This window comes from Micromonospora sp. CNZ285 (assembly GCF_004637285.1).
Genome location: NZ_SPQD01000001.1, coordinates 5355073 through 5379760, shown reverse-complemented (window position 1 = coordinate 5379760; position 24688 = coordinate 5355073). Strand labels below are relative to the sequence as shown.

The following is a 24688-nucleotide window of genomic DNA, read 5'->3' as shown; positions in this document are numbered from 1 at the left end:
CCGGGCGGGACCACATCTCGGTGCCGGTCAGCTCCGGCCGAACACGCCGTTCCGGGCGCGGGCGACGAAGGCGTGCCAGTCACCCGGAGCGAAGACCAGGGCCGGGCCGGTCTTGTCCTTCGAGTCCCGCACTCCGACCGCCCCGGTCACGTACGCGACCTCGACGCAGTTGTCGCAGTTCGGCCCGCTCTTCGAGCTCTTGAACCACGTCGCCTGCGTCAGGTCCACGGGGAACTCCTTGGTCGCCATTTCCACAGTGGCTCCTCTGCCAGTTTCGCGATGTGTGCGACGGACTCCTCCGGGCGCATGGCCGCTGCTCGAATGTGATCGAAGATGAAGCTGTACTTCTGCAGTTCGTCACTCTTCTCCAGGAAGAGTCCACCCGTGGCGTTCTCCGCGTACACGACATCGGGATCACTCGGCTCGGGGAAGCTGAGGATCGTGAAGGTCCCGTCCATGCCGGCGTGCGCTCCCACCTCGAAGGGCAGGACCTGCACTGTCACGTTCGGCAGTTCGGCCACCTCCACCAACCGCTTGAGCTGACCACGCATCACCGCGTCGCCGCCAACCGGCCGGCTCAGCACCGCCTCATCGAGCACCACCCACAGATCGACCGGATCGTCCTGCGTCAACAACGACTGACGGCCCAGACGGACACGCACCCGTTGGTCGACCTGTTCGTCGGTGAAGTCCGGCCGGGCCGCCCGGATCATCGCGCTCGCGTACTCCTCGGTCTCCAGCAGGCCCGGCACCACCTGCTGCTCGTACGCCCGGATGGAGCTGGCCGCGGCCTCCAGGCCGACGTACGCGCCGACGAGCACCGTGCTGTACGGATGCCACCAGCCCTTCTGCCGGGCCTCCCGGGCGATCTGCACCAGCTCGTCGCTCTCCGCGCCGACGACGCCGTAGATGCGGAGCATGTCGCGTACGTCGCGCGGGGTCGCCGTGGTGTGGCCGGTCTCGATCCGGGAGATCTTCGACGCCGAGCACTCCAGCTGCTCGGCGACGACTTCGATGGTGATGCCCGCCGCCTCCCGCTGCCGGCGGAGTTCCGCACCCAGCCGGCGCCGCCGGATGGTGGGGCTGCGCCTTTCCGTCACGGAGTCTCCTCGGCTCGCGACTGCGGGGCTCGCAGGACCGGCTCACTCCTCGCGCTCACGGCATCCCCTCAGTTCGCGACTGCGGGGCTCGCAGGACCGGCTCACTCCTCGCGCTCACGGTGCCGTCCATCGGATTGCGGGACCACGCTTCACAGTCACCCGGCTACCTCCGGTCGGTCGCGCCCCGGTGCGGCTCCCACCGCGGGCGCGACCGGCGAGCGGCGGGTGTCGTTCGCGGCAGGGGTGGTGCCGGTCGTCGACCGGCCGCGACGGGCGAAACCGGCGTCCAGTGTGCCGCTCCGGTACCTGACGCTTCAAGTTTCGCCGTTTGCGTGTCCGACTCACCTATCAGCAAAACTCGACGTGCAACTTGCATGTCGCACGCCCCTGATGCAGTCTGTCCGTATGGCACGGGTTACTCACCGTCTTCGCTTGATCTCCGGGCGTGGTGACACCACGGTCCGTGGGACGGCCGGAGGGGAGCCGTCCCGCGCCGTGCGACCTGCCCCGGAATGAAGACCCCGTCGCTGCACGCCAGTTTGGCTGCGGCGGCGGGAGCGGTAACCGGGAGCAGCCGGGTGATGGTCGGGTGGCGGTTCGCCACCGCGGGTACGGCCCGACCAGCACCGACCCACCGACCGCCGGTCCACGAGGCAGACCCCCCGTCACCGGACCGCACCTGCCCCCCGTTCAGCCTCGCCGGTCCCGCCGGCCGAACTTCCCAGGAGCCCATGTGCTTCCCCGCTCCGGTGACGTACTGCACGTGACACGCGCGGCGAGTGTCCAGTTCCTCCGACCGATCATGTTCCGGGTGATCCGGGTGCTCGACTGGCCGACCTACGACGGTTGGCTCTGGCTCGACGGCTACGAGTTGAACGCGGCGGGGGACGCGGTCAACCGGAGGTCGATCTTCGTACTCCAGGAGGGGTTGCGGCAGCTCCAGGCCGCACCGGCTCCGCGTCAGCACACCGTGCGGACGGCCCGCCGCCCGGTGGTCCGGACCCCGGTCCGGGTCGGCTGACCTGACGATTCCCGGTCGGGAGGGCGTGCCGTCGCCATAGAATCGGTACGCCCACCCCGGCACGTTCCACCCCGCGCGTCATGGACCCTGAACCTGGGATGGTCATGGTCAACTTGCCCGCCGCGCGGCGGCACCACCGGTCCCGTATCGGCTATGCCCTCGGGCTCTTCCTCTTCCTCGTCACCGCGACCGCCCTCGCGCTCGCGGTCCGTCATCCCGCCTTCTCCGCCACCCAGCAGCTCGCCGAGCCCGTACCGGCACCGGAGATCACCGTGGCCGGCGAGGACGGCCGGACGGACTCCGACGCGGCCACGGCCGATACGGCCGATTCCGATACGGCCCACTCGGATGCCGCCGAGTCCGATGCGATCGACGACGAGGACGGCGAGGCCGCCGACCCGCCGGAGGCCGACGACGACCGGGGCGCGGGTACCGGGGGCGGGGAGGGTGCGCTCGCCGAGCGGCCCACCGCTGTCACCGACGATCTCAGCCGGTCGCTGTTCTACTCCGGGCTGCTCGGGCTCGCCATCTCACTGGCCGGGCTGGGCCTGGTCGGCACCCGCAGACGCCAGTGGTGAGTCAGGCGTGACGGTGGCCGGCCAGGGCGGCTCGATGATCGTCAGAGTGTCCTGGTGACCGTCAGGGCGTCGCGGTGATCGTCAGGGCGTCGTGGTCGTCGCCGGGGCGGAGCCCGGTGTGCTCGGGCCGCTCGTCGGTGGCGCGGGTACGGCCACCACGATCGTGACCCGGTCGTCCTCGCCCACCGGGTAACCGGCCTCGGGATCGGTGGAGATCACCGTGCCGGCCGGGCGGTCCGACGCCCGCCGCTGCACCCGGTAGTCCAGGTCCAGCCGGTCGAGCGCCGCCCGGGCGGCGGCCTCCGGCAGCCCCACCAGCGGCGGCATCGGCACCTCGACCGGGGCGGTCGTGGCCGGCGGCGTACTCGGCGGTGAACTGCTCGGCGCGGCACTGGTCGGGGCGGCCGAGGTCGGGGCAGCGCTCGTCTGCGCCGAGATGCTCGGTACCGGCGGGCCCGGATCGGAGTTCCGGTCGGCGGCACGCAACGCCAGCCACACCCCCACTCCGATCAACCCGAGCAGGAGCAGGGCCAGGATGCCCAGCAGGATCGGCATCCACCAGCGGCGCCCGGCCTGCTCGTCGCCGTACCACTCGCCGCCGGGCTCGGGGTAACCCGCCGGACGTGGTGGAGGTACGCCGGCACGGCCGGACCAGGCACCCACCGGTTCGTGCGGGGCGGTCGCGTCGAGCGGGCGGCGCGGCCCGCCCTGCCCTGCCTGCCCGCCCTGTCCGGCCGGACCGCCGGGCAACGGACGGGTGGCGTCCGCGTCCTCTCCGGCTGCGTTACGCGGCATCGCGCGGGTCGCGTCGGCGTCCTCCCCGGCGGCGTTACGCGGCATCGCCCGCGTGGCGTCCGCGTCCGGCTCGGGGGGCAGCGCCCGGGACGGTTCGGCGTCTTCCCCGGCCGAATCCCGGGGCAGCGCCCGGGTCGCGTCCGCGTCACCGGCGGGTGGTTCCTGACGGTCGTCGCTCATGGCACGTCCTTTCCCCACCGGGACGGGGCGCACGGCCCTCGATCGTCCACCGTAGCGGGCCACGGCGACACCGGCCGGGATCAGCGCGCCGCGTCGGTCAGAGAGTCGGCGACGGGGAGACCGTCGGTGACGGGGACGTCCGGCCGCCGCAGGTGAGGGTCACCTGGTCGTTCCACCGGGCGGTACCGCCGGCCACCGGCACCTGTGCCGTGACCGGACCCTGGCGGCCGGTGGCGTACCGGGGATAGAGGCCCGCCTCCACCAGATCGTCTGCCGCGTCGGAGCAGGGCAGCGTGCCCACGTCCGGCACGCTCACGGCCGGCGCCGGCCCGGAGACCCACACGGTGACAGTGGTGCCGCGCTTCACCGGAGTGCCGGGGCCCGGTGAGGTGCGCTCCACGGTGCGTCCGCTGCCCGTACCGAAGACCAGTCGCCAGCCCAGGCGGCGCTCGCGCAGATCCCGGCGGGCCTGCTCGAAGTCGACGCCCACCACCTCGGGCACGGTGAGCCCGGCCGGGGCGCTGGTGCGCGTACCGGATGGTGGGGCGGCGGTGGTCGGCGGTGCCGTGGTCGCGAAGGCCGATGTGGACGCGGCGGCGGGCGGAGCGGAGTCGCCGGGCGCGGCCGAGCGCTCCGGCTCACCCGCAAGGATCCACCCGACGCTGGCGCCGATCACGGCCAGCAGGACCACTGCCACACCACCACCGAGGAGCAGCCTGCCCCGCCCCGGCCCGGTGCCGTCGCCTGCCGGTTGCCGCTCGTCCGTCATGCTCCCCCGCCCCGATCATCGATGACCGTATCCGTTGCTCACTGACGGTCACGGCCCGTCGTTACGACTCGCCGCGCCGACCACGGGACGTTACGCTCCCCGGCATGGTCAGACGGGGCTGGGGAGGATCGACAGCCGCCGCGCTCGGCGTCGCCGCCGGCGCGGGCGCCGCGCAGCTCGGTTTCGGGTACGGGCTGGGCATCATCAACTGGGTGCCGGACGGCGCGGTACGGGCCGAGGCGGCCTGGGTGGCGAGCCTCGCGTGGGCGACCTGGATCGCGGCGACATCGGTCATCGTCGGTGCGGTCTGCGCCCAGCGCCTGCGTGGTGGCGTGGACGAGTCGCCGGGCACGCTGCCCCGGCTCGGCCTCGCGCTCGCCGCGGGTGTCGGCGCGATCGTCACCGTCCTGCTGGTGGCGGTACCCGCGCGGGCAGCCCGGGTGCCGGACGTCTCCTCGCCGCAGGCAGTCGCCGCCGCGTACGCGGGCGCGGGGCTGGTGCTCGGCGTACTGCTCGCCGTCTGGGCGCTGCACACCCGTGCCGCCGCCACCAACCTGATCGCCACCACCGGCTGGCTCTGGCTGCTCGCCGTGGTGTCGGTGGTCGACGGGGTGATCGCCGGCCGTGGCCTGACCACCGCCCAGCTCGGCATCTGGCAGATCAGCGCGGACCGTGGCGCGTTCTGGATCCGCGACTACTTCTACTGGCCCGGTGCGCTGCTGTCGGTGCTCTCCGCACTGGTGATCGGCCTGGTGGCGGCCCGTCGAGCCGCCCGCGCACCGGAGATCCGGGTCGGCGCGGCGGCCTCCGGGGCGGCCGGACCGCTGCTCGTCGCGCTGGCGTACCTGCTCGCCGTGCCGCGCCTGGCCGGGATCGCCGCGGAGCAGTTGTCGGCCCACCTGATCGCCCCGTACGCGGTGATCGCCGGCGTCGGCGGCTCGATGGTGATGGCCGCGCTGGCCCAGCGTGCCGAGCGCCGGAGCGCCGAGCAGGTGACACTGCCCCGGCAGCGCACCGGCGAGCCGGACGAGATCAGCGTGGATGCCTCGCCCACCACCGCGGAGCCGGACGGGCCGGACGGGCCGTTGTCCGGCAGCTCGACGGCGGGCCGGTCGGGCACGGCGCCATCGAAGCGGGCGGGCACGTCGACGGCGAGCGTGTCGGATTCGGACTTGTCGGACGCGCCGGCGTCGGGCCGGTCCACGTCGGGTCGATCCGCGTCGGACCGGTCGGCGGCGGATCTCTCCGGCCGGACGACTCTGCCGGGCACCGGGCCGGACGCGTCGGCCGGTTCGCTCCGGGATGCGGCAGTGGACGACGAGCCGGGCGTGGCATCCGGCCGGACGGAGACGGATCGGGGGCGTGCCACCCGGTCCAGCACCGGTCGCCGGGGCCGGGCCGTGCCGCCGCAGCGGCAGCCCGAGTCACCCACGCAGGCCGGCCCGCGCGACAAGGGTTCAACCGCCGACGAGCCGAACCCGCGAAGCACGACGGACGACTCCTCGTCCCCGACCGCCTCGTCGGGCCAGGCCGACCCGCCGCCGCCCACCGAGACCACCCGCCGCCGGGGTCGCTGAGCCCCACCCGCCCCAGCCCGCACGTCACCTTGGCCGCTGCGCCACCCGCCCAACTGCGTCGATCTTGGAGTTGTGGCACCTCACAAAACGCCCATTCGGAAGATTCGAGGCGCCATAACTCCAAGATCGACGAGGCGCGGGCCGCAGGGAGCCGGGGTGGAAGGGTGGAGGGCCGAGGGGCAAAGGGCGAGGGCGACCTCGGGAACTAGTCGACCGGCCAAGTGTGGACGGGCTCGTTGCCGCGCTGGAGTTCGGCGTACCGCTGGACCATGTGGTGCAGCGCGGCCTCCCGGTCCAGCCCTCGGTTCCGCTCGGCCGTCCACACCGTCTCGGTCTGCCAGACCGCGCCGTTGCGGCCGGTACGGCAGCGGCCCTCGATCACGCCGAGCAGGCGGTCCCGTTCGGCCGGGGCGACACCGAACCGGTCCAGTCCCTGCGCGGCCACCGGCAGCAGCGTGTCGAGCACGAGCGTGGTGACCGGCACGTCGCCGAGCCGGGGCCAGTGCAGGACCGCCTCGATGCCGCGCCGGGCGGCGGCGTGGAAGTTCTCCTCCGCCGAGCTGAACGTCAGCTGGCTCCAGATCGGGCGGTCCGACTCGGCGAGGCCGCGGGCCAGCCCGAAGTAGAACGCCGCGTTGGCGAGCATGTCCACCACCGTCGGGCCGGCGGGCAGCACCCGGTTCTCCACCCGCAGGTGCGGGCGGTCGTTCATGATGTCGTAGACCGGCCGGTTCCAGCGGTAGACGGTGCCGTTGTGCAGCCGCAGCTCACCGAGCGTGGGCACGCCACCGGCGTGCAGCACCTCGACCGGGTCCTCCTCCTCGCAGATGGGCAGCAGCGGCGGGAAGTAGCGGACGTTCTCCTCGAACAGGTCGAAGATCGAGGTGATCCAGCGCTCGCCGAACCACACGCGGGGGCGTACGCCCTGGGCCTTCAGCTCGTCCGGGCGGGTGTCGGTGGCCTGCTGGAACAGCGCGATCCGGGTCTCCGCCCAGAGTTGCCGGCCGTATAGGAACGGCGAGTTGGCGCCGACGGCGACCTGGACGCCGGCGATGGCCTGGGAGGCGTTCCAGTAGTCGGCGAAGCTGTCCGGCGCTACCTGGAGGTGGAACTGGAGGCTGGTGCAGGCGGCCTCCGGCGCGATCGAGTCGGTGTGCGTCCGCAGCCGCTCGACGCCGTTGATGTCCAGCTCGATGTCCTCGCCGCGGGCGCCGACGATCTGGTCGTTGAGGACGCGGTACCGCTCGTTGGTGGAGAGGTTGTCGGCGACCAGGTGGCGTTCGGTGAGCGTGGGCAGGATGCCGACCATCATGATCGTCGCGTCGGACTTGGCGGCCCGCTCGTCGGCGCGGCTGAGGCTGCTGCGCAGGTCCTGCTCGTAGTCGGCGAAGCCGCTGCCCTCGATGAGCCGGGGCGAGGCGTTCAGTTCGAGGTTGAACTGCCCCAGCTCGGTCTGGAACAGCGGGTCGGCGATGTCGGCGAGGATCTGGTCGTTGCGCATGGCCGGTTCGGCGGCGGCGTCGATCAGGTTCAGCTCGATCTCCAGCCCGGTCATCGGGCGGTCGGCGTCGAAGCCGAAGTCGTCGAGCATCAGCGCGAACACGTCCAGGCACCGTCGGACCTTCTGCCGGTAGCGGACCCGATCCTCGCGGGAGAAGGCGCCCTGCTCGACGTCTCTGCCCATGTGTCCTCCCGGCGCTGGTGCGACGGAACCGTACCGTTCCGCAACGCATTGTGAACCATTCACGTGGTGGGCGTAAGGGCGCCCGCCCCGCCACCCGACTGGACGGGCGACAGGTCTGCACCTGTACCCCGTCGCGGCCGTCACCAGCGCGTCAGTGCGGAGAACTTCGCGTGACGATTCGCACGGCCGGGGCGTACACGAGAAGGGCCCGCACCGTCGGCGGACGGTGCGGGCCCCGCGGGCCGGTGCCGGGCTCAGCCCTGGCGGATGGCCTCACCCTCGATCTCGATCTTGACCTTGCGGCCGACCAGGACGCCGCCGGTCTCCAGCGCCACGTTCCAGGTCAGACCGAAGTCCTCCCGGTCGATCTCGGTGGAGGCGGAGAAGCCGAAGATGTCCTGGCCGAACGGGCTGCGGCCGACGCCCTCGAACTCCACCTCGAGCTCGACCTGACGGGTCACGCCCTTGATGGTCAGCTCACCGACGAGCACGAACTCGTTGCCGTCGCGGGACTTCACCTCGGTGCTGCGGAACTCCAGCGTCGGGAACTGCTCCGCGTCGAGGAACTCGGGGCTGCGCAGGTGCGCGTCGCGGTCCGCCTGGGCGGTGTTGATGCTGGCCGCCTGGATGCTGGCGGTGACCGAGGACTGCATCGGGTCGTCGGCGATGGTGATGGTGGCGGTGGCGTCGGCGAACTCACCGCGTACCTTGCTGACCATCATGTGCCGCGCGACGAAGCCGACACGCTTGTGCGCGGCGTCCAGCACGTAGGTGCCGGGAGCGGGGATGGTGAGACCCTCCCAGTCGCGGGTAGTCGGCTCGGTGCTGCTGGTCATGATGCTCTCCTCCGGAGAAGAATGTTTAGGAGCCCAACGACTGACTGAGCAACTATAGTCATGGCAATATTCCCCGTGTCAAGTGTTGCTAGGATGGTGGCGTGGACCAGAACGTGTTCGACGACCCCCGGATCACTGCCGTCGGCCTGCTCGTCGAGGCGCACGCCGGGCTCGCCGCCCGGTTCGCCGCCCAGTTCGAGGAGCACGGCCTCTCCCCGGTCGAGTTCGAGGTGCTGACCCGACTCGCCCGCTCACCCAACAACCAGCTGCGGATGACCGACCTGGCCGCGCAGACCTCGCTCTCCACCAGCGGCGTGACCCGCGTGGTGGACCGGATGGAACGGGACGGGCTGATCTGCCGGCGCGCCTGCCCGTCCGACCGGCGCAGCTCCTTCGCGGTGGTCACCACCGCCGGGCTCAGCCGCCTGGACGACGTCCTGCCCGGTCACCTGAAGATCATCGAGCAGTGGTTCACCAGCCAGCTCGACCCGGCACAGCTCGACGGGCTGCTGGACGGGCTGCGCCGGGTGCGCGACGCGGTTCATCCGGGTGCCACCGCCGGCAGCACCGAACCGGCCGAGGACGCCGCCTGACCGGCCGCGCTCTGCCGCCGACTACCCACCGGCCACCGGCAGAATGACCGGCAGAACCGCCCCAACGGCCAGACAAAGCGGTCCACATATTCACGAATCGGTCGTCCGCCCTCGGTAGTCTTCCGGCAGCGGGGGGCACCGGGGGGTGCTGGCGCGAGCGTGGAGCGAGGGGCAGCACCAGGGGGCTACTTCGCTCGCGCCACCCCCGCGCCCTCCGCCTCCTCCTGCCCGGCCGGAGCACACGCCGGTCACCGCGACCCGGCGGCCACTGTGACGCCGGCAGCGCTCATCGCCGCCGTCGGGCCGACAGGGAGAACAGCAACTCCTCCTCCTGCGGCAGCAGGCTGACGCCTGTCACCTGCCGCGCCGCGTCCAGCCGGTCCAGCACGGCCGGGTCGGCGGTGCTGACCGCCAGCCCCACCAGCGCCTCCACCAGATCGCGCCGGTCGGCGACACCCTCCGCCGCGTCGGCGGCCGCGGCGAACCACTCCGCCGCCAGCTCCCGGTCTCCCCGGTGCAACGCCACGTGCCCCTCGATCAACCCGCGCAACGCGTCCTCGGTGCGCACGTCCCCACCCGCGCCGGGCAGGTCGAGCATCTCCACCGCCGGTGGCCGGCGCCGGCCCGGCACCGCGCCCGACGGCCACAGCTCGGCCACTGTGGCCAGCGCCTCGTCAGGGCGCCCGGCGTGGGCGAGCGCCAGCCCGACCGCGCCGATCGTCCGGCGCCGTCGCCCCGGATCGCCCAGCTCCGCGAGCGCGGCGGCCACCCGGCGCCCCTGCTCGGCCGCCTCGGCGTACCGGCCCTCCAGGCGGGTCAGCTCGGCCTGATCGGCCCGCGCCAGCACACGCAGGCGCTGGTCACCGCACTGTGCCGCCAGGCGGTCGACGGTGGCCAGCCGCCGCCGGGCGCCGGGCAGCCGAGCCTCGCGTACGTCGTGCCAGGTCAGGTGCGCCTGGGCGACGGCCATCTCGCGTACCCGGTGGTGCCGGCTGGCCGCCGCCAGCGCGGCCTCGGCCTGCTCGCGGGCCTCGTCGTGCGCGCCGAGCCCGGGCAGGAGCGCGCACAGTACGGACCGGGCGGACAGTTCGCCTGTCACGTCGCCCGCCTCGGTGAAGATGACCAGGGCGGCCCGCACCCCCGGAAGTTCCTCCGCGCCCGCGCCGTGCTCGGCGGCGAGCCGGGCCGCGCCGAGCATGGCCCAGGCCCGCAGCGTGGGCCGGGCACCGGCGGTACGCGGATCGGCCAGCAGTTCCCGCAGCCGGTGCCGGCCGGAGACGTCCCGCCCGCGCAGCCGCCACCAGCGGGGCAGGGAGGCGGCGAGCAGGAGCGCCGTCTCGGGCGCGTGCTCGGCGGCGTACGCCAGCGCGGCGGTGATGTCGCTCGTCGCCTCGTCGAGCACGCGCACCGCGCCGGACATCCGTGGGCCCACCAGCCCCGGGGCGGTGCGGTGGACCAGTCCGGCGACCACCGCGGCGTGCCGCATCCGGATGCGGGCGGTCTCGCCGTCGGCGTCGGCCTGCTCCGCGGCGAAGTCACGGACCGCGTCGAGCAGGCGGAACCGGAACGGACCGGTGCCCCGGACACTCAGCAGGCCCAGTTCGCGCAGCCGGTCCAGCATCGGCGCGGCGTCCCACCGCCGGCCGCCGTCGGCGAGCAGATCCTCGGCCAGCTCGACCGACCAGCGGTTACGGAACGCGGACAGCCGCCGCAGCGCCGCCCGGTCGGCGGGCGCGAGCAGGCGATAGCTGGTCGCCACCGCGTCGCGAAGCGTCACCGTGCCGGCGGACGGGCCGGCAGACGGGCCGGCGGGTTCCCAGCCGGGGCGTCCTCCGGTCAGGTCCAGGACGCGGTCGCCGTACCGGTCGAGCAGTTCGGTGACGTCGAGGATGCGTCCCCGTGCCGCCATCAGCTCAATGGCGAGCGGCAGTCCGCCGAGCCGGCGCACGAGCGCGGCGAGCGCCGGCAGCTCGACCGGTGTCGGCGGTTCCGGGCGGACCTGGGCGAGCCGCGCGGCGAACAGCGCCGCCGCCGGCCAGCGGTCCAGATCGGCCCGGTCGGCGGGTACGGCGCCGGCCGGCGGTACGTCGAGCGGCGCGACCGGCCGGACCAGCTCGCCGGGCAGGCCGACCGGCCGGCGGCCGGTGACCAGCACCCGCAGCGTCGGCACGGCGGCGGTCAGGACGCGCAGCGCCTCGGCCACCGCGTCCGGCGCCCGGTCGACGGCGTCGACGAGCAGCAGCGCCCGCCGGTCGCCGATCCGGCAGGACAGGTCGGCCAGCCGGTTCACGCCGAACATCGACGCCGACGCGGCGAGCACATCCGGGGTGTCCGAGCCCTCGCCCACGAGCACCCCGGCCACGCCGGCCGGGTGCCGGGCCGCCACCGCGTGCGCGACGGTGACGGCGAGCGCGGTCTTGCCGACGCCCGCGAGTCCCACCAGGCTGACCACCGGGTACGCGTCGAGCAGGCCGGACACCTCCGCCACGTCCCGCTCGCGGCCGAGCAGCGGTACGGGCTGGGGCAGCGCCACCGGCGGATCGTCGGTGCCGGGGCCGGGAAGGCGGGACGCCGCGGGCCGGGCGGTGTCGACGAACTCCCGCCGCTCGTTCCCGCTCAGGCCGAGCGCGTCGGCCAGCAGGTCGACAGTGGTGCGCTGGGGCCGTACGGCCCGTCCCCGTTCCAGATCGCGGACCGTCCGTACGCCCACGCCGGCCCGGCCCGCCAGCTCGGCCTGGGTCAGGCCGACGGCGAGCCGGTGTCCGCGCAGCAGATCGGACAGACCGGTACGACCGTCTGGGCCCCGCGCACGGTCATGATCCGGAGTCATGGGCACGAAGATTACGGATGGACTCCGACGCTCCACAGCCCATCGTCAACCACCCGACCGTCCACTGCCGATATCCGACAGGACACGGTCTGGGGGCCGTCCTCACATGCCGAGGTCGCGGGCGATGATCATGCGCTGCACCTCGCTGGTGCCCTCGCCGATCTCCAGGATCTTGGAGTCCCGCCAGAAGCGGGCCACCGGGTACTCGTTCATGAAGCCGTACCCGCCGTGGATCTGCGTCGCCTCGCGGGCGTTGTCCACCGCCACCGTGCTGGCGTGCAGCTTGGCGATCGCCGCCTGACGCTTGAACGGCTCACCGGCGAGCATCCGGGCGGCCGCGTCGTAGTAGGCCAGCCGGGCCGTGTGCGCCTTCATCTCCATGTCCGCGATCTTGAACTGGATGGCCTGGTAGTTGCCGATCGGCTGGCCGAACGCCTGGCGCTCCTTGGCGTACTTGATCGACTCGTCCACGCAGCCCTGGGCCAGGCCGACGGCGAGCGCCGCGATGGCGATCCGGCCCTCGTCCAGGATGCGCAGGAACTGGGCGAAGCCCCGGCCGCGCTCGCCGAGCAGGTTGGCCGCCGGCACCCGGCAGTCGTCGAACGTCAGCTCGTGCGTGTCCGAGGCGGTCCAGCCGACCTTGGAGTAGCCGGGCGCGACGGTGAAGCCGGGGGTACCGGACGGCACGATGATCGTGGACAGCTCCTTGCCGCCGTCCGGGCGCGTACCGGTGACGGCGGTGACGGTGACCAGCGCGGTGATGTCGGTACCGGAGTTGGTGATGAACGCCTTCGAGCCGTTGATGACCCACTCGTCGCCGTCCAGGACCGCGCGCGTCCGCGTGCCGCCCGCGTCCGAGCCGGTGCCCGGCTCGGTGAGCCCGAACCCGGCCAGCGCCTCACCGCTGAGCAGCTTCGGCAGCCACTGCGCCTTCTGCTCCTCGGTGCCGAACCGGTAGATCGGCATCGCGCCGAGCGACACCGCCGCCTCCAGCGTGATGGCCACGCTGGAGTCCACCCGGGCCAGCTCCTCCAGTGCGAGGCAGAGCGCGAAGTAGTCGCCGCCCATGCCGCCGTGCTCCTCCGCGAAGGGCAGCCCGAACAGGCCCATCTTGCCCATCTGACGGACGATCTCGTACGGGAAGGTGTGCTGCTCGTAGTGCTCGGCGATGGTGGGCGCGACCACCTCGCGGGCGAACTCCCGCACGCTGGAGCGCAGCGCCTCCTGTTCGTCGCTGAGCCGGAAGTCCATCTGATCCTCCTGGTGGGACGGCGGTACGGACGGGCCGGGCGCTCGTGACGCCGGGGCGTGGGTCGGTCAGACCGGGGTGACGCCGTGCCGGCGCCGGGAGAAGTGCCGCTCCTTGCCGCGCGCGGCGGCGAACCGGCGGACCAGTTCGGCGCGCAGCTCGTGCGGCTCGACGATCGCGTCCACCACCAGCTCGCTGGCGAGGCGCACCACGTCGATGTCGCGCTCGTACTCCTCGCGCTTCGCGGCCACGAACGCGGCCCGCTCGGCCTCGTCGGAGATGGCGGCGATCTTGTTGGCGTAGACCGCGTTGACGGCGGCCTCCGCGCCCATCACCGCGATCTTCGCGGTGGGCAGCGCGATCGTGGCGTCCGGCTCGAAGCCGGGACCGGCCATCGCGTAGAGACCCGCGCCGTACGCCTTGCGGACCACCACACAGATCTTGGGTACGGTCGCCTCGGAGATCGCCGTGATCATCTTGGCGCCGTGCCGGATGATGCCCTGCTTCTCCACCGCGCTGCCGACCATGAACCCGGGTACGTCGCTGAGGAACAGCAGCGGCACGTTGAACGCGTCGCAGAGCTGCACGAACCGGGTCGCCTTGTCGGCCGAGTCGACGAAGAGCACGCCGCCCTTGAACATCGAGTTGTTGCCGACCACGCCGACGACCTCGCCGTTGAGCCGGCCGAACCCGATGGTCAGCTCCTTGGCCCACAGCGCCTGGATCTCGAAGAAGCTGCCGGAGTCGAGCAGGCCCTTGACGTACCGGCGCATGTCGAACGCCTGCCGCTCGCTGGCCGGGACCAGCGCGGCCAGGTCGACCTTCTCCGGTGCGCCCACCGCTTCGGCGGCGGGTGGGTCCTGCTTCCAGTTCGACGGCAGGTACGACAGGTAGGTCCGCACCACGTCGAGCGCGTCGTTCTCGGTCTTGCAGAGGAAGTGCCCCACGCCGGACTCGGCGCAGTGCACCTTGGCGCCGCCCATCGCCTCCAGCGTGGTCTTCTCGCCGGTGACCATCTCGACCATCCGGTCGGAGCCGAGGTACATGCTGGCGTTGCCGTCCACCATGGCGACCACGTCGCAGAACGCCGGGATGTACGCCCCGCCCGCCGCGCTCGGCCCGAACAGCGCGCAGACCTGCGGGATCGACCCGGAGGCGCGGACCTGGTTCCAGAAGATCTTGCCGGCGCCGCGCCGGCCGGGGAACAGGTCGACCTGGTCGGTGATCCGGGCGCCGGCCGAGTCGACCAGGTAGACCATCGGGACGCCCGTCGCGTACGCCCGTTCGATGATCCGGATGATCTTCTCGACGGTACGCGCGCCCCAGCTGCCGGCCTTGACCGTGGAGTCGTTCGCCATCAGGCAGACCTGGCGGCCGTCGATGGTGGCGGTGCCGGTGACCACGCCGTCGGCGGGCAGCCCGTCGGCCATGGCGTTGGCGTAGAGCCCGTCCTCGACGAAGGAGCCCTCGTCGACCAGGTAGGCCACGCGCTCACGGGCGAACAGCTTCCCCTTCGCGGCGTTCGCCGCGTGGTACTTGTCCGCTCCGCCGGCGCGGGCGCGCTTGCGTAGCTGCTCCAGAGCCTCACCGTCGAGCGTCACGCCGACTCCCGTTGCCACGGCCCCCGCACAGGGCGCCCACCGACCTGAACGATCGTTAGGCTACCCCACCCGCCCCGCCCTCGGCACCCCACCACGCCCTCGCACCCCACCCACCCCCGCTCATTTCGTTGATCAAGGAGTTCGTGTCCTCGTTCGGGCCCCCGGAGGACACAAACTCCTTGATCAACGGGGCGGGCGCAGGGGGAACAGGTTCAGGCGGGGCGGGGGGTCAGGCGGGTTCGGGGGCCGGCTCGGAGGACGCCGGACGGGAGCTTCTTGCCCACCAGGGTCTCGGCCAGTTCGGCGGCCTCGATCAGGGCGTCCAGGTCGATGCCGGTGTCGATGCCCATGTCGTGCAGCATGTGCACCGCCTCCTCGGTGGCCAGGTTGCCGCTGGCACCGGGGGCGTACGGGCAGCCGCCGAGGCCGCCGACGCTGGCGTCGAACTCGGTGATCCCCAGTTCCATCGCGGTGAGCATGTTCGCCAGCGCGGTACCCCGGGTGTTGTGGAAGTGCAGCAGCACCGGCAGGTGGGCGTTACGGTCCCGGACCGCCGTGACCAGTTCGCGGACGCGCCGGGGCGTACCCATGCCTGTGGTGTCGCCGAAGGCGACGCGGTCCGCGCCGTCGCGGGCGACACGGTCGACGATCGCGGCGACCCGGCGGGGGTCCACGTCGCCCTCGTAGGGGCAGCCGAAGCTCGTCGCCACGATCACCTCGGCGGTCGCGCCCGCGCCGTGCAGCAGGTCGATCAGCTCGGCGATGTCGTCCAGCGACTCGTCCGTGAAGCGGTTGACGTTGCGGCGGTTGTGCGTGTCGCTGGCCGAGACCACCACCTCGATCTCGGTGAAGCCGGCGGCCAGCGCCCGCTGCGCGCCACGGGTGTTCGGCACCAGGGCGGAGTAGCGCACGCCGTCGACCTTCTCCGCCCGCTGCCACACCTCGTCGGCGTCGGCCATCTGCGGGATCGCCTTCGGGTGGACGAAGGAGACGGCCTCGATGCGGCGCACCCCGGTGCGGGACAACGCGTCGAGCAGCCGCACCTTCGCTTCGGTGGGGATGGGCTCCTCGTTCTGGAGGCCGTCGCGGGGACCGACCTCACGGATGCTCACGGAGTCTGGAAGTTCCGCCATCAGATTCACCTCACTGGGTCGAAGGTCAGCGCATCCGGGAGACGATGCCGGTGTCGTAGTCGCCGGAGAGGAACTCCGGGTTCTCCAGCAGCTCGGCGAAGAACGGCAGGTTGCACTTCGGGCCGACGATCTCGAACTGGGCGACCGCCGCCCGCGCCCGCTCGACCGCCTCCTCGCGGGTCGCCCCGGTGAGGATCAGCTTCGCCATCAGGCTGTCGTAGAACGGCGTCACGGTGTTGCCGGCGACGTAGCCGGAGTCGACCCGGACGCCGGTGCCGGACGGCTCGTTCCAGGTGGTGATCGCGCCCGGGCCGGGCATGAAGCGCTTCGGGTCCTCGGCGTTGATCCGCAGCTCGATAGCGTGACCGCGCGGGGTGAGCGCGTCCGGGTCGAACGTCGGCGCCAGGCCGGACGCCACCCGCAACTGCTCCTCGACCAGGTCGACGCCGTAGACGTACTCGGTGACCGGGTGCTCGACCTGCAGCCGCGTGTTCATCTCCAGGAAGAAGAACTCCTGCGTCGAGGGGTCGAGCAGGCATTCCACGGTGCCGGCGTTGCGGTAGTTCACCGCCTCACCGGCGCGTACCGCCGCGGCCAGGAACCGCTCGCGCAGCTCGGGCGACACCGCCGGGGACGGCGACTCCTCGACCAGCTTCTGGTTGCGCCGCTGCACCGAGCACTCCCGCTCGCCGAGCGCCACCACCCGGCCGTCGGCCAGGCCGAGGATCTGCACCTCGACGTGGCGTACCCGGGGGAAGTACCGCTCGATCAGCACCGACCCGTCGCCGAACATCCGTTCGGCGAACGCGCGGACCTTGTCGTACTCGGTGCGCAGCGCCGCCTCGTCGGCGGCGACGCCCATGCCCATACCGCCGCCACCGGCGGCGGCCTTGACCATCACCGGGTAGCCGATCTCCGCGGCGGCCGCGACCGCCGCGTCCAGGTCGCTCGCCGGTTCGGTGGTGCCGGGCGCGACCGGCACCCCCGCGGCCGCCATCAGGTTCCGGGCGTTGATCTTGTCGCCCATCGCGCTGATCGCGTCGGCGCCGGGCCCGACCCAGATCAGGCCGGCCCCTTCGACGGTACGGGCGAAGTCCGCGTTCTCGGACAGGAAGCCGTAGCCGGGGTGGATCGCCTGCGCGCCGGTGCTCCGGGCGGCGTCGAGGATCGCCTCGACGTTCCGGTAGCTCTGGGCCGGGTTCGCCGGGCCGACGCAGACCGCCTCGTCGGCCTCGGTCACGAACGGCAGCCCGCCGTCGGCCTCCGAGTGCACCGCGATCGTCCGGATCCCGAGCCGCCTACCGGTGCGGATGATCCGCCGCGCGATCTCCCCCCGATTCGCGACCAACAACGATTCGATCATCTTCTGCACGGACGTGACCCCTTCTCGACGCAAAGCCGGGGTCTCTTCTTAACACGCGTTAAGGTGAGCGCGGCGTGTCAGGTCGGGTCGGTGGGCGCGAGCAGGGCCGCGAGGGTCGCGCCGCGCAGCAGTTCGGCACGGCGCCGGCGGTCCACCTCGCCGCCGAGGAACGGCGTCGAGTTCATCAGGCCGAACGCCGCGTGGGCGAGCACCCGGGCCGCGCCGTCGGGCAGGCCGGGGTGCAGCGCGGTCAGCACGGTGACCCATTCCTCGACGTACATCCGCTGGAGCCGGCGGATCCGGCGGCGCGGCTCGTCCGGGAGGCGGTCCAGTTCGTGCAGGTGCAACGCGATCACCGCCGGGTTGGCGAGCGCGAAGTCGACGTGGAAGTCGATGAGTGACTCCAGCGCGGCACGCGGGTCACCCGGATGGCCGGCGGCGCGGTCCCGGCCGCCCGCGAGCAACCCCTCGCTCACCGGGATCAATGCGGCGGCGAGCATCGCCTCCTTGCCGGCGAAGTGGTGGTAGAGCGCCGGACCGGTGACACCGGCCGCCGCGCCGATGTCGTCCATCGACACACCGTGGTAGCCGCGCGCCGCGAAGAGGCCGACCGCGATCTCCAGGATCTCGTCCCGCCGGGACCGGCGCCGGGCCGCACCCGCCGCCCCCCGTGCCTGCTGTTCCACCGCCACCGGACCAGCCTAGACCTCGCGTTCGAGCTGGGGCAGCCGCGGTTACCCAACGGTTGCCCCAGCCCGTCGTGTCAGTCCTCCTCGATGCCGTGGTCGGCGCGCACCTTCGCCGCCTCGGCCTCCCGGCCCTGCTCGTCGAGCGCGCGGGCCAGCAGCCAGGCGGCCTGCGTGGCCGGGCGGGAACCGGTGGGCAGCCCGGCGAGGACCGGCCGCAGCAGCCCTTCGGCCTGCTCCGGCCGCCCGTCGCGCAGCAGCAGCTCGCCGGTCAGCACCTCGACCTGCGCCGCCTCGCCGAACGCCTCGATCGACCGCAGGCGCTCCGGGACGCCGTCCACCCGGTCCAGCGCGGCGGTGAGCCGGTCCTCGCCGATCAGCACCCGGGCCACCGCGTCGGCGGCCATCGCCCGCTCGTACGTGACCACCGGCGCCTCGTCGGCCTCGGCCGGGAGCGCGGCCGCCGCCTCGTCGACCCGCTCGATCGCGGCGACCGCGGCCGGCAGGTCGCCGGACCAGTGCAGGGCGAGCAGTTCCCGCCGCCGGGCCCGCAGCTCGTCCACCTGGAAGCCGGTCAGCCGCCAGGCGGTCGCCGCCGCCGCGAACCGCTGCGCGGCGAGGGCGTCCCGGTCGGCGTCGTAGAGCAGGCCACCGGACTCCTCCAGCACCTGCGCCCGGTGGGGGAGATTGTCCGGCCCGTCCAGGTTCTCGGCCAGCGTGTCGAGCACCGTGAGCGCCAGGTCCGTCTCGCCGAGACCGGCGTAGATGCCCGCCAGCATGTGCCGGCAGCGGTCCGCCTCGGCCTGCGCGCCGGCCCGGTCGAGCCCGAGCACCGCCTCCTCGGCCACCTCCGCGGCCTCGGCCAGCCGCCCGGCCACCCGGTACGCCTCGGCCAGCTCCCAGCGCAGCAGCGCGTCGCCGTCCAGCCCCTGCTCGACGCAGAGGGTGACCGCCTCGGCCAGATCCTCCACCGCCTCGGCGGCCCGGTCGGCCGCCATCAGCGCCCGGCCCCGGGTCACCCGTAGCGGCAGGTGCGCGCCCGCCGGTGCGACAGACAGCGCCTCGTCGCAGGCGGCCACCGCCTCGGCCGGGTCGTCGGTGGAGCGGGCGTACGCCAGGCAGGCGCCGGTGAGCATCTCGGCGTCGCCCAGCTCACTCGCCAGCCGGCGGGACCGTGCCGCCGCGTCCCGGAACTCCTCGGCCTGTTCCAACTGCTCCAGCACGTGCGTGCGGTGCAGCGCGACCCGTCCGGCCAGCCACGGATCGGCGTCCGCCTCCGCCTCGGCCCGGTCGAGCGCGTCGAGCGCCTCCGCCCACTGTTCGCGGTGCACGTGGGCCAGGGCGAGCCGGTCCCAGCCGGCGGCCCGGTCACGCGGCTCGCCGTGCTCGGTCAGGTATCCGGCCGACTCCCGGGCCAGGGCCATCCCCTCGTCCGCGCTCTCCTCGACCATGCTGAGCAGCACACCGAGCCGCCCGGCCACGACCTGGGCGCGCAGCGGATCCGGCACCTCCCGCCAGGCGGCCAGCGCCTCCCGGTTGACGTCGATCGCCACCGGTACGCCGTCGTCGTCCTGGGACAGCTCACCGGCCCGCAGCTCCAGCCGCCAGGCCCGGGTGGCCGCCGGCACGTCGGCGTCGCCGAACCGCTCGTCGTACGCGCGCAACGCGGCGACCAGGCCGTCCCGGCGGTTGGTGCGCCAGCACTCCTCGGCCAGCGCGAGCAGCTCGTCCGCGTCGGCGTCGGCCGGCACCGTCACCGGCTGCGGAGAGGCCGCCGGCGCGTCCGAGCCGGTACGCGGCGCGGGCACCGCCGGGCGGCGCAGGCTCGCCGACAGCGCCAGGTGCTCACCGACCGGCCCGGCCGCCAGCTTGCGGGCGATCAACCCGGACTGGTGCGTGGTGCCGTTGCGCGCGTCGAAGCGCTCGGCCAGCGCGGTCGCCGTACCGGCCAGCTCGTCGGCGAGCGCGCCCACCGGCACGTCCGCGGCCGGCCGCTCGCCGGAGGCGCGACGGTGCACAGTCAGCTCGGCCGGCACCTGGCGCAGCGCCGCCGAGGCGGCGGCCGCGAAGTGCATCGCGGCGGCCGGGGTGGGTGCCCGGTCCAGCCAGTCCAGGTGCCGCTCGACCAGTTCCAGCGCCCGCGCCTCGTTGCCGGTCACGGTGCAGAACTCGACGTGGTCGGCGATGTCCCACAGGTCGGCGAGGTGCCCGCGCACCCGCCGGTACGCCTCCCGGTGCGCGTCCCGCGCCGCGTCGGTGCGGCCGGTCTCGCGGTAGGGCGTGAGCAGCGCGGTGAGGATCCCCTGCGGCTGCTCGCTACAGGTGAGCCGGCCGGCGAGCACCGGCTCGGCCAGCGCCACCGCCTCCTCGTGCCGGCCGTGCCGCACCAGGTGCGCGACCTGGGTGGTCGGGTCGCAGCCGGCGCAGTCGGAGAGCGTGTCGCGCGGGGTGGTCATCCACTTGCGGTACCACTGCTCCGCCGCCTCGTCGTCGCCCAGGTGCGCGGCCACCAGGTAGCGGTGCTTGTAGACGGCCTGGAGCGAGTGCCCGGAGTCGCGGTAGCGCCGTTCCATGTCGTCGAGCACCGCGTACGTCCGGTCCAGCGGCAGCTCCGGGAACTTCACCATCGCGTTGACCATGTACTTGAAGAACCAGAGCAGCTGGTGCGTGTAGCGCTGGTGGTAGGGCTGCGGATCCTTGTCGTACTCGGCCAGGCACCAGGAGAACGTGACGAAGGACTTCGCCGGTTCGCCGCCGTAGACGTACGCGGTGGTGCCGGTGACCCGGGCGGCGAAGGCGAGGTGCCTGTCGTCGCCCGCGTCGGCGCGGCGCAGCAACTGTTCCAGCGCGGCGATCTGCCCCGGGCCGTACGGCATGGATTCGATCTCGTGGTGCATCCGCCAGAGGTCGTCGTCAGTCACGGATCTCTCCCGGTACGGCCCGGCCGAGCAGGCCGAGGAAGGAACTGTTCAGCAGTGCGGCGTCGGCCGCCCGGATCGGGTGGTGCCCGAGCAGCAGGGCCTGCCCGTAGAGCGCCTCGACGGCCAGCCCGACCAGCTCCGGATCGGCGAGCGTGGTGACCCGGCGGACCAGCGGGTTGCGGTGGTTGAGCACGAGTTGCGGGCGGTCCGGCGGGGCGGAGGCGGCGAGCGCGTCGAGCACGCCGCCCCACAGCTCGTCGGCCTTGTCCCGGCTGGCGGCGAGCTGGTCGTGGAACGCGGCCGACCGGGACACCAGGTAGAGCGCCGGCAGCGAGACCGGGTCGTACGCGCGGATCACGACCTCGCAGCCGAGCCGTTCCAGGGCCCGCTGCGCGGCGGTGAGGAACGGCCGCAGGGCCAGTTCGGTCGCCGGGTCGAGGATCTCGAACCGGGTGGTCAGGTCGCTCGGCTCCAGCCGCTCGATCAGCACCGACCGGTCCACTGTGGGCAGCCGTTCGATCAGCTCGGTGTCATACGTGTAGCCGCCGTTCACCACTGCCAGGTCCTGCGCGGCGGCCACGGCGGCGAGCTGGCGGAACTCGTCCAGGCTGGCGGCGTACCGGAGCACGCCGTGCCGCTGCCGGAACTCGGCAAGCGTCATCGTGCCGACGTTGGTGTCCATCGGCCACCACTGGTCGACCAGCCGCAGCATCTCGTCGTCGTGCATCGCGAGCGCCTTGACGCCGAGGTGGTGCACCTGGAGGAACTCGCCGAGCCGGCGCGGGTCGTGCTTGGCGAGCCGGACCAGCCAGCCGCGGATCTGGTCGCCGAGCGCGTCCCGGACGGAGGTGAGAAGCGCGTCCTCGTAGAGCGCCTCGCGGCTGGCGGTGGGCCGCAGCTCGCCGGCGTCGACCACGCAGTGGGCGAAGAAGGCCCACTCGGGCAGCAGCCCGTCGGCGTGCTCGCTGAGCAGCATCCGCTTGAGGTAGACCCGGTGCCCGGCCCGGGCCGCCGGGTTCACCGCGGCGGGCAGGATGAACGCCACGCCGGTCAGGCCGGCCTCGGGCACCGACAGCGGCACCACGTCGAACGGGGCGAACCCGAGCAGCTCCTGCGCGTACCGCTGGAGGGCGGCCCGGTCGACAGGCGCCCCGGGCGTGGTCGGCCACGGCGGCGGGCCGGACGTGGTGGGCGTGTCACCGACCCGGACGTCGACCGGCAGCAGGCTGCCGTAGAGGCGGGCCAGTTCGGTGACAGTGGGTACGCCGAGCCACTGGTCGGCGTCGCGCCGGGGCACCAGCGTGACTGTGGTGCCGGGCTCGTCGCGGGCCTGGTCCGGCTCGGCGAGCCGCACCGCGTACCGCCCGTCGGACCAGCCCGTCCAGAGCACAGTGGGCTCGTCGGCGTGCCGGGTGACCACCCGGATCTCGTCCGCGACCAGGAAGCAGGAGAGCAGGCCGATGCCGAACTGGCCGAGGAACTCGTGCCGGGAGAAGCCCAGCTCGTCGCGCTTGGAGCTGCGGCCGATGGTGGCGAGCAGCTCGTGCACCTGCGCCTCGGTCAGGCCGATGCCGGTGTCGTGTACGCGGAGCGTCCCATCGCCGGTCAGTTCGGGCGGCTCGATGCGGACCCGCGCGGGGGCCTTCGGGTCGGCGGACCGCCGTGCGGTGATCGCGTCGACGGCGTTCTGGAGCAGCTCGCGCACGTAGACTCGCGGACTGCCGTAGAGGTGATGACTGAGCAGGTCGACCACGCCACGGAGGTCCACCTGGAAGGTGCGGTCCAATCGCGCTCCCGGTTCGGATTTTCGGCGCTCACCGTACCGGTCAGCGCCGACAGTGTCCGTCCCGTTTCACCCCTCCCCCTCCGCGCCGATCTTGCGCTTTCCGCCCGGGCGAAGGCGCCCAAAAGAGACTGACAAGGGGCCCCAACTGCAAGATCAGCGGGGTGGGGGTTCGAAGCCGGCCAGGCGGACGGCGAGGCGGTGGCGGGCGGGCGGGAACGCGGAGAGCGTGCGGAGCAGCAGGTTTCGTAGGGGGCGCACGAAAGACGGGGCGGCGGCCAGGCGGGTCAGGCCGGCGGCGAAGCCGAGCACCTCCTCGGCGCGGGGACGGCGGTCGGCGGCGTACCCGTCGAGGGCCTGCGGCCCGGCGGCGAGCGCGTCGCCGAGCGCGACCGCGTCCCGCAGGCCGAGGTTCATCCCCTGCCCACCGGCGGGGCTGTGCACGTGCGCCGCGTCCCCGGCGAGCAGCACCGGCCCGGAGCGGTAGGTGCTCGCGATCCGGTGGTGGATCCGGAACCGGGACGCCCACGCCATGCCGGTGACCCGGTCCGGCCGGCGCGCCGGTCCGCGCTCGTCGAGCAGCGCCTGGAAGTGGTGCGCCTGCGGGTCGCGCGGCGCGTCGTCCACAGTGGCGACGAGCCGGACCGTGCCGTCGGGCAGCGGCGCCCAGACCAGCGGGCCCCGGCGGGACAGGAAGAGGCTCACCTGGTCGCGCGGGAGCGCGCTGTCCACGTGGACGTCGGCGAGCAGGAACGACTCCCCGGGGTCGGCCGGGCCGCCGAAGCCGATGCCGGCCAGCTCGCGGACCCGGCTGTGCATCCCGTCGGCGCCGACGACCCAGCGCGCCCGGACCGCGCGGCCGCCGTCGAAGCGGGCGACGGCGCCGTCGCCGTCGAGGTCCAGGCCGGTCATCTCGTACGGCCGCAGCACGCGCCCGCCGAGCGCGGCGAGCCGGTCGGTGAGCACCGCCTCGGTGTCGGCCTGGGAGATCAGCAGCGCGTACGGGTAGCGCGACGGCAACCCGTCGAAGGGGACGGAGACCAGCACCCGGTCCCGGTCGCGGACGCTGAACCGGGCCGAGTGCAGCCCTCGCGCGGCCAGCGGCGCGGCGACCCCGATCCGGTCCAGCACCTCCAGGGTGCCGGCGTGCACGACTGCGGCGCGCGAGGTGACCGGCGGCTCGGCGAGCCGGTCGACGACGGTAGCGGTCACCCCGTGCCGGGCGAGCGTGACCGCCACGGCCAGGCCGGTCGGCCCGGCTCCCACCACGAGGACGTCGGTGTGTTCGGGCAGCATCGCTTCCACCTCCGGACTCGGTCAACAACTGTTTGCCAACGCGTGTTGACTTCACTGTAGAGCCGATGTCAACACGTGTTGGCCTACAGTCGTGGACGTGACCGAACCCGCCACCCGCACCCGCCGCTCGGACGCCACCCGGGCGGCCATCCTGCGCGCCGCCCGGGAACGCTTCGCCGCCGACGGCTACGACCGGGCCACCATCCGGGCCATCGCCGCCGACGCCCGCATCGACCCGTCGATGGTGATGCGCTACTACGGCAGCAAGGAGGGGCTGTTCGCCGCGGCGGCCGAGTTCGACCTGCGCCTGCCCGACCTGGCCGAGGTGCCGCCGGACCGGCTCGGCGAGACACTGACCCGGCACTTCGTACGCCGCTGGGAGGCGGACGGGACACTCGTCGCCCTGCTCCGGGCCGCCGCCACCAACCCCGGCGCGGCCGAACGCATGCGCGGGATCTTCGCCGGCCAGCTCGCCGCCGCGGTGGCCCGGTCCGGTGCCGACCCGGCGACCGCCGACCGCCGGGCCGGCCTGGTGGCCAGTCAGATCCTCGGGCTCGCGCTCACCCGGTACGTCGTCCGGCTGCCACCGGTGGCAGACCTCGACCCCGAGGAACTGGCCGACTGGGTCGGCCCGACGATTCAGCGCTACCTGACCCAACCTTTACCCCCGTCCCGCGCGTCTGGCGGGTGACG

General features: G+C 73.3%; 20 protein-coding genes. 5 read left to right on the top strand and 15 right to left on the bottom strand.

Annotated elements, in window-relative coordinates:
• Positions 1 to 27: 27 nt before the first annotated feature.
• Complete coding sequence (locus CLT75_RS24530) at positions 28 to 249, bottom strand: DUF397 domain-containing protein (RefSeq protein WP_013283299.1); 222 nt, start codon at positions 247 to 249, stop codon at positions 28 to 30.
• Positions 219 to 1100 (bottom strand): helix-turn-helix domain-containing protein, encoded by an 882-nt coding sequence (locus CLT75_RS24525; protein ID WP_135242650.1) that lies wholly within the window; start codon positions 1098 to 1100, stop codon positions 219 to 221. The genes CLT75_RS24530 and CLT75_RS24525 overlap by 31 nt, the downstream gene beginning before the upstream one ends.
• Positions 1101 to 1833: 733 nt before the next feature.
• Here CLT75_RS24525 and CLT75_RS24520 point away from each other — a divergent pair.
• Together CLT75_RS24520 and CLT75_RS24515 are read left to right on the top strand one after the other, a co-directional pair.
• Positions 1834 to 2121, top strand: coding sequence for a hypothetical protein (locus CLT75_RS24520; RefSeq protein ID WP_018785581.1), 288 nt, complete (start codon positions 1834 to 1836; stop codon positions 2119 to 2121).
• Positions 2122 to 2219: 98 nt separating this feature from the next.
• Entirely contained in the window at positions 2220 to 2699 is a 480-nt protein-coding gene (locus tag CLT75_RS24515) for a hypothetical protein (protein WP_167797014.1), read from the top strand.
• A gap of 81 nt (positions 2700 to 2780) precedes the next feature.
• Here CLT75_RS24515 and CLT75_RS24510 read toward each other — a convergent pair whose 3' ends face one another.
• The gene (locus CLT75_RS24510; RefSeq protein WP_135242649.1) at positions 2781 to 3674 is read right to left on the bottom strand and encodes a PASTA domain-containing protein; all 894 of its coding nucleotides are present in this window, start codon (positions 3672 to 3674) and stop codon (positions 2781 to 2783) included.
• A gap of 97 nt (positions 3675 to 3771) precedes the next feature.
• A complete protein-coding gene (locus CLT75_RS24505; protein WP_135242648.1) occupies positions 3772 to 4443 on the bottom strand; it encodes a PASTA domain-containing protein in 672 nt (223 codons plus the stop codon).
• A 104-nt stretch (positions 4444 to 4547) separates the two neighbouring features.
• Between CLT75_RS24505 and CLT75_RS24500 the strand changes: the two genes are divergently transcribed.
• Positions 4548 to 6020, top strand: coding sequence for an ICP22 family protein (locus tag CLT75_RS24500; RefSeq protein WP_135242647.1), 1473 nt, complete (start codon positions 4548 to 4550; stop codon positions 6018 to 6020).
• A 205-nt stretch (positions 6021 to 6225) separates the two neighbouring features.
• On the opposite strand, the gene CLT75_RS24495 is transcribed toward CLT75_RS24500, so the two are convergent.
• Both CLT75_RS24495 and CLT75_RS24490 read right to left on the bottom strand, forming a co-directional pair.
• Complete coding sequence (locus CLT75_RS24495; protein WP_135242646.1) at positions 6226 to 7704, bottom strand: glutamate-cysteine ligase family protein; 1479 nt, start codon at positions 7702 to 7704, stop codon at positions 6226 to 6228.
• Positions 7705 to 7958: 254 nt separating this feature from the next.
• On the bottom strand, positions 7959 to 8540 hold the full coding sequence (locus CLT75_RS24490) for a YceI family protein (protein ID WP_135242645.1): 582 nt from the start codon (positions 8538 to 8540) through the stop codon (positions 7959 to 7961).
• A gap of 101 nt (positions 8541 to 8641) precedes the next feature.
• Between CLT75_RS24490 and CLT75_RS24485 the strand changes: the two genes are divergently transcribed.
• Positions 8642 to 9133 (top strand): MarR family transcriptional regulator, encoded by a 492-nt coding sequence (locus tag CLT75_RS24485; RefSeq protein WP_135242644.1) that lies wholly within the window; start codon positions 8642 to 8644, stop codon positions 9131 to 9133.
• Positions 9134 to 9419: 286 nt separating this feature from the next.
• Here the strand turns inward: CLT75_RS24485 and CLT75_RS24480 are convergent, their stop codons facing one another.
• The 9 genes from CLT75_RS24480 to CLT75_RS24440 form a co-directional block, all read right to left on the bottom strand.
• A complete protein-coding gene (locus tag CLT75_RS24480; protein ID WP_135242643.1) occupies positions 9420 to 11963 on the bottom strand; it encodes a helix-turn-helix domain-containing protein in 2544 nt (847 codons plus the stop codon).
• A 102-nt stretch (positions 11964 to 12065) separates the two neighbouring features.
• Positions 12066 to 13214: an acyl-CoA dehydrogenase family protein gene (locus CLT75_RS24475; RefSeq protein WP_128138841.1), complete on the bottom strand. Its 1149-nt coding sequence runs from the start codon at positions 13212 to 13214 to the stop codon at positions 12066 to 12068.
• Between the two features lie 66 nt (positions 13215 to 13280).
• On the bottom strand, positions 13281 to 14813 hold the full coding sequence (locus CLT75_RS24470) for an acyl-CoA carboxylase subunit beta (RefSeq protein WP_135242642.1): 1533 nt from the start codon (positions 14811 to 14813) through the stop codon (positions 13281 to 13283).
• A 212-nt stretch (positions 14814 to 15025) separates the two neighbouring features.
• The gene (locus CLT75_RS24465; protein ID WP_135242641.1) at positions 15026 to 15946 is read right to left on the bottom strand and encodes a hydroxymethylglutaryl-CoA lyase; all 921 of its coding nucleotides are present in this window, start codon (positions 15944 to 15946) and stop codon (positions 15026 to 15028) included.
• 25 nt (positions 15947 to 15971) lie between these two features.
• A complete protein-coding gene (locus tag CLT75_RS24460; protein WP_135244118.1) occupies positions 15972 to 17309 on the bottom strand; it encodes an ATP-binding protein in 1338 nt (445 codons plus the stop codon).
• 77 nt (positions 17310 to 17386) lie between these two features.
• Positions 17387 to 18001 (bottom strand): TetR/AcrR family transcriptional regulator, encoded by a 615-nt coding sequence (locus CLT75_RS24455; protein ID WP_135242640.1) that lies wholly within the window; start codon positions 17999 to 18001, stop codon positions 17387 to 17389.
• A 71-nt stretch (positions 18002 to 18072) separates the two neighbouring features.
• Positions 18073 to 20916, bottom strand: coding sequence for a hypothetical protein (locus CLT75_RS24450; RefSeq protein WP_135242639.1), 2844 nt, complete (start codon positions 20914 to 20916; stop codon positions 18073 to 18075).
• Positions 20909 to 22702 (bottom strand): HSP90 family protein, encoded by a 1794-nt coding sequence (locus CLT75_RS24445; protein WP_135242638.1) that lies wholly within the window; start codon positions 22700 to 22702, stop codon positions 20909 to 20911. The genes CLT75_RS24450 and CLT75_RS24445 overlap by 8 nt, the downstream gene beginning before the upstream one ends.
• Before the next feature lie 153 nt (positions 22703 to 22855).
• A complete protein-coding gene (locus CLT75_RS24440; RefSeq protein WP_135242637.1) occupies positions 22856 to 23995 on the bottom strand; it encodes an FAD-dependent monooxygenase in 1140 nt (379 codons plus the stop codon).
• A 91-nt stretch (positions 23996 to 24086) separates the two neighbouring features.
• Here CLT75_RS24440 and CLT75_RS24435 point away from each other — a divergent pair, with 91 nt between their 5' ends.
• On the top strand, positions 24087 to 24686 hold the full coding sequence (locus CLT75_RS24435; protein ID WP_135242636.1) for a TetR/AcrR family transcriptional regulator: 600 nt from the start codon (positions 24087 to 24089) through the stop codon (positions 24684 to 24686).
• The last annotated feature ends 2 nt before the right edge of the window (positions 24687 to 24688 follow it).

Coding starts and splice junctions, on each gene's coding strand:
- CLT75_RS24465 (WP_135242641.1), bottom strand. CDS start 15,946: ATGGCGGAACTTCCAGACTCCGTGAGCATCCGTGAGGTCGGTCCCCGC.
- CLT75_RS24530 (WP_013283299.1), bottom strand. CDS start 249: ATGGCGACCAAGGAGTTCCCCGTGGACCTGACGCAGGCGACGTGGTTC.
- CLT75_RS24480 (WP_135242643.1), bottom strand. CDS start 11,963: ATGACTCCGGATCATGACCGTGCGCGGGGCCCAGACGGTCGTACCGGT.
- CLT75_RS24515 (WP_167797014.1), top strand. CDS start 2,220: ATGGTCATGGTCAACTTGCCCGCCGCGCGGCGGCACCACCGGTCCCGT.
- CLT75_RS24440 (WP_135242637.1), bottom strand. CDS start 23,995: ATGCTGCCCGAACACACCGACGTCCTCGTGGTGGGAGCCGGGCCGACC.
- CLT75_RS24500 (WP_135242647.1), top strand. CDS start 4,548: ATGGTCAGACGGGGCTGGGGAGGATCGACAGCCGCCGCGCTCGGCGTC.
- CLT75_RS24460 (WP_135244118.1), bottom strand. CDS start 17,309: ATGATCGAATCGTTGTTGGTCGCGAATCGGGGGGAGATCGCGCGGCGG.
- CLT75_RS24475 (WP_128138841.1), bottom strand. CDS start 13,214: ATGGACTTCCGGCTCAGCGACGAACAGGAGGCGCTGCGCTCCAGCGTG.
- CLT75_RS24495 (WP_135242646.1), bottom strand. CDS start 7,704: ATGGGCAGAGACGTCGAGCAGGGCGCCTTCTCCCGCGAGGATCGGGTC.
- CLT75_RS24490 (WP_135242645.1), bottom strand. CDS start 8,540: ATGACCAGCAGCACCGAGCCGACTACCCGCGACTGGGAGGGTCTCACC.
- CLT75_RS24505 (WP_135242648.1), bottom strand. CDS start 4,443: ATGACGGACGAGCGGCAACCGGCAGGCGACGGCACCGGGCCGGGGCGG.
- CLT75_RS24510 (WP_135242649.1), bottom strand. CDS start 3,674: ATGAGCGACGACCGTCAGGAACCACCCGCCGGTGACGCGGACGCGACC.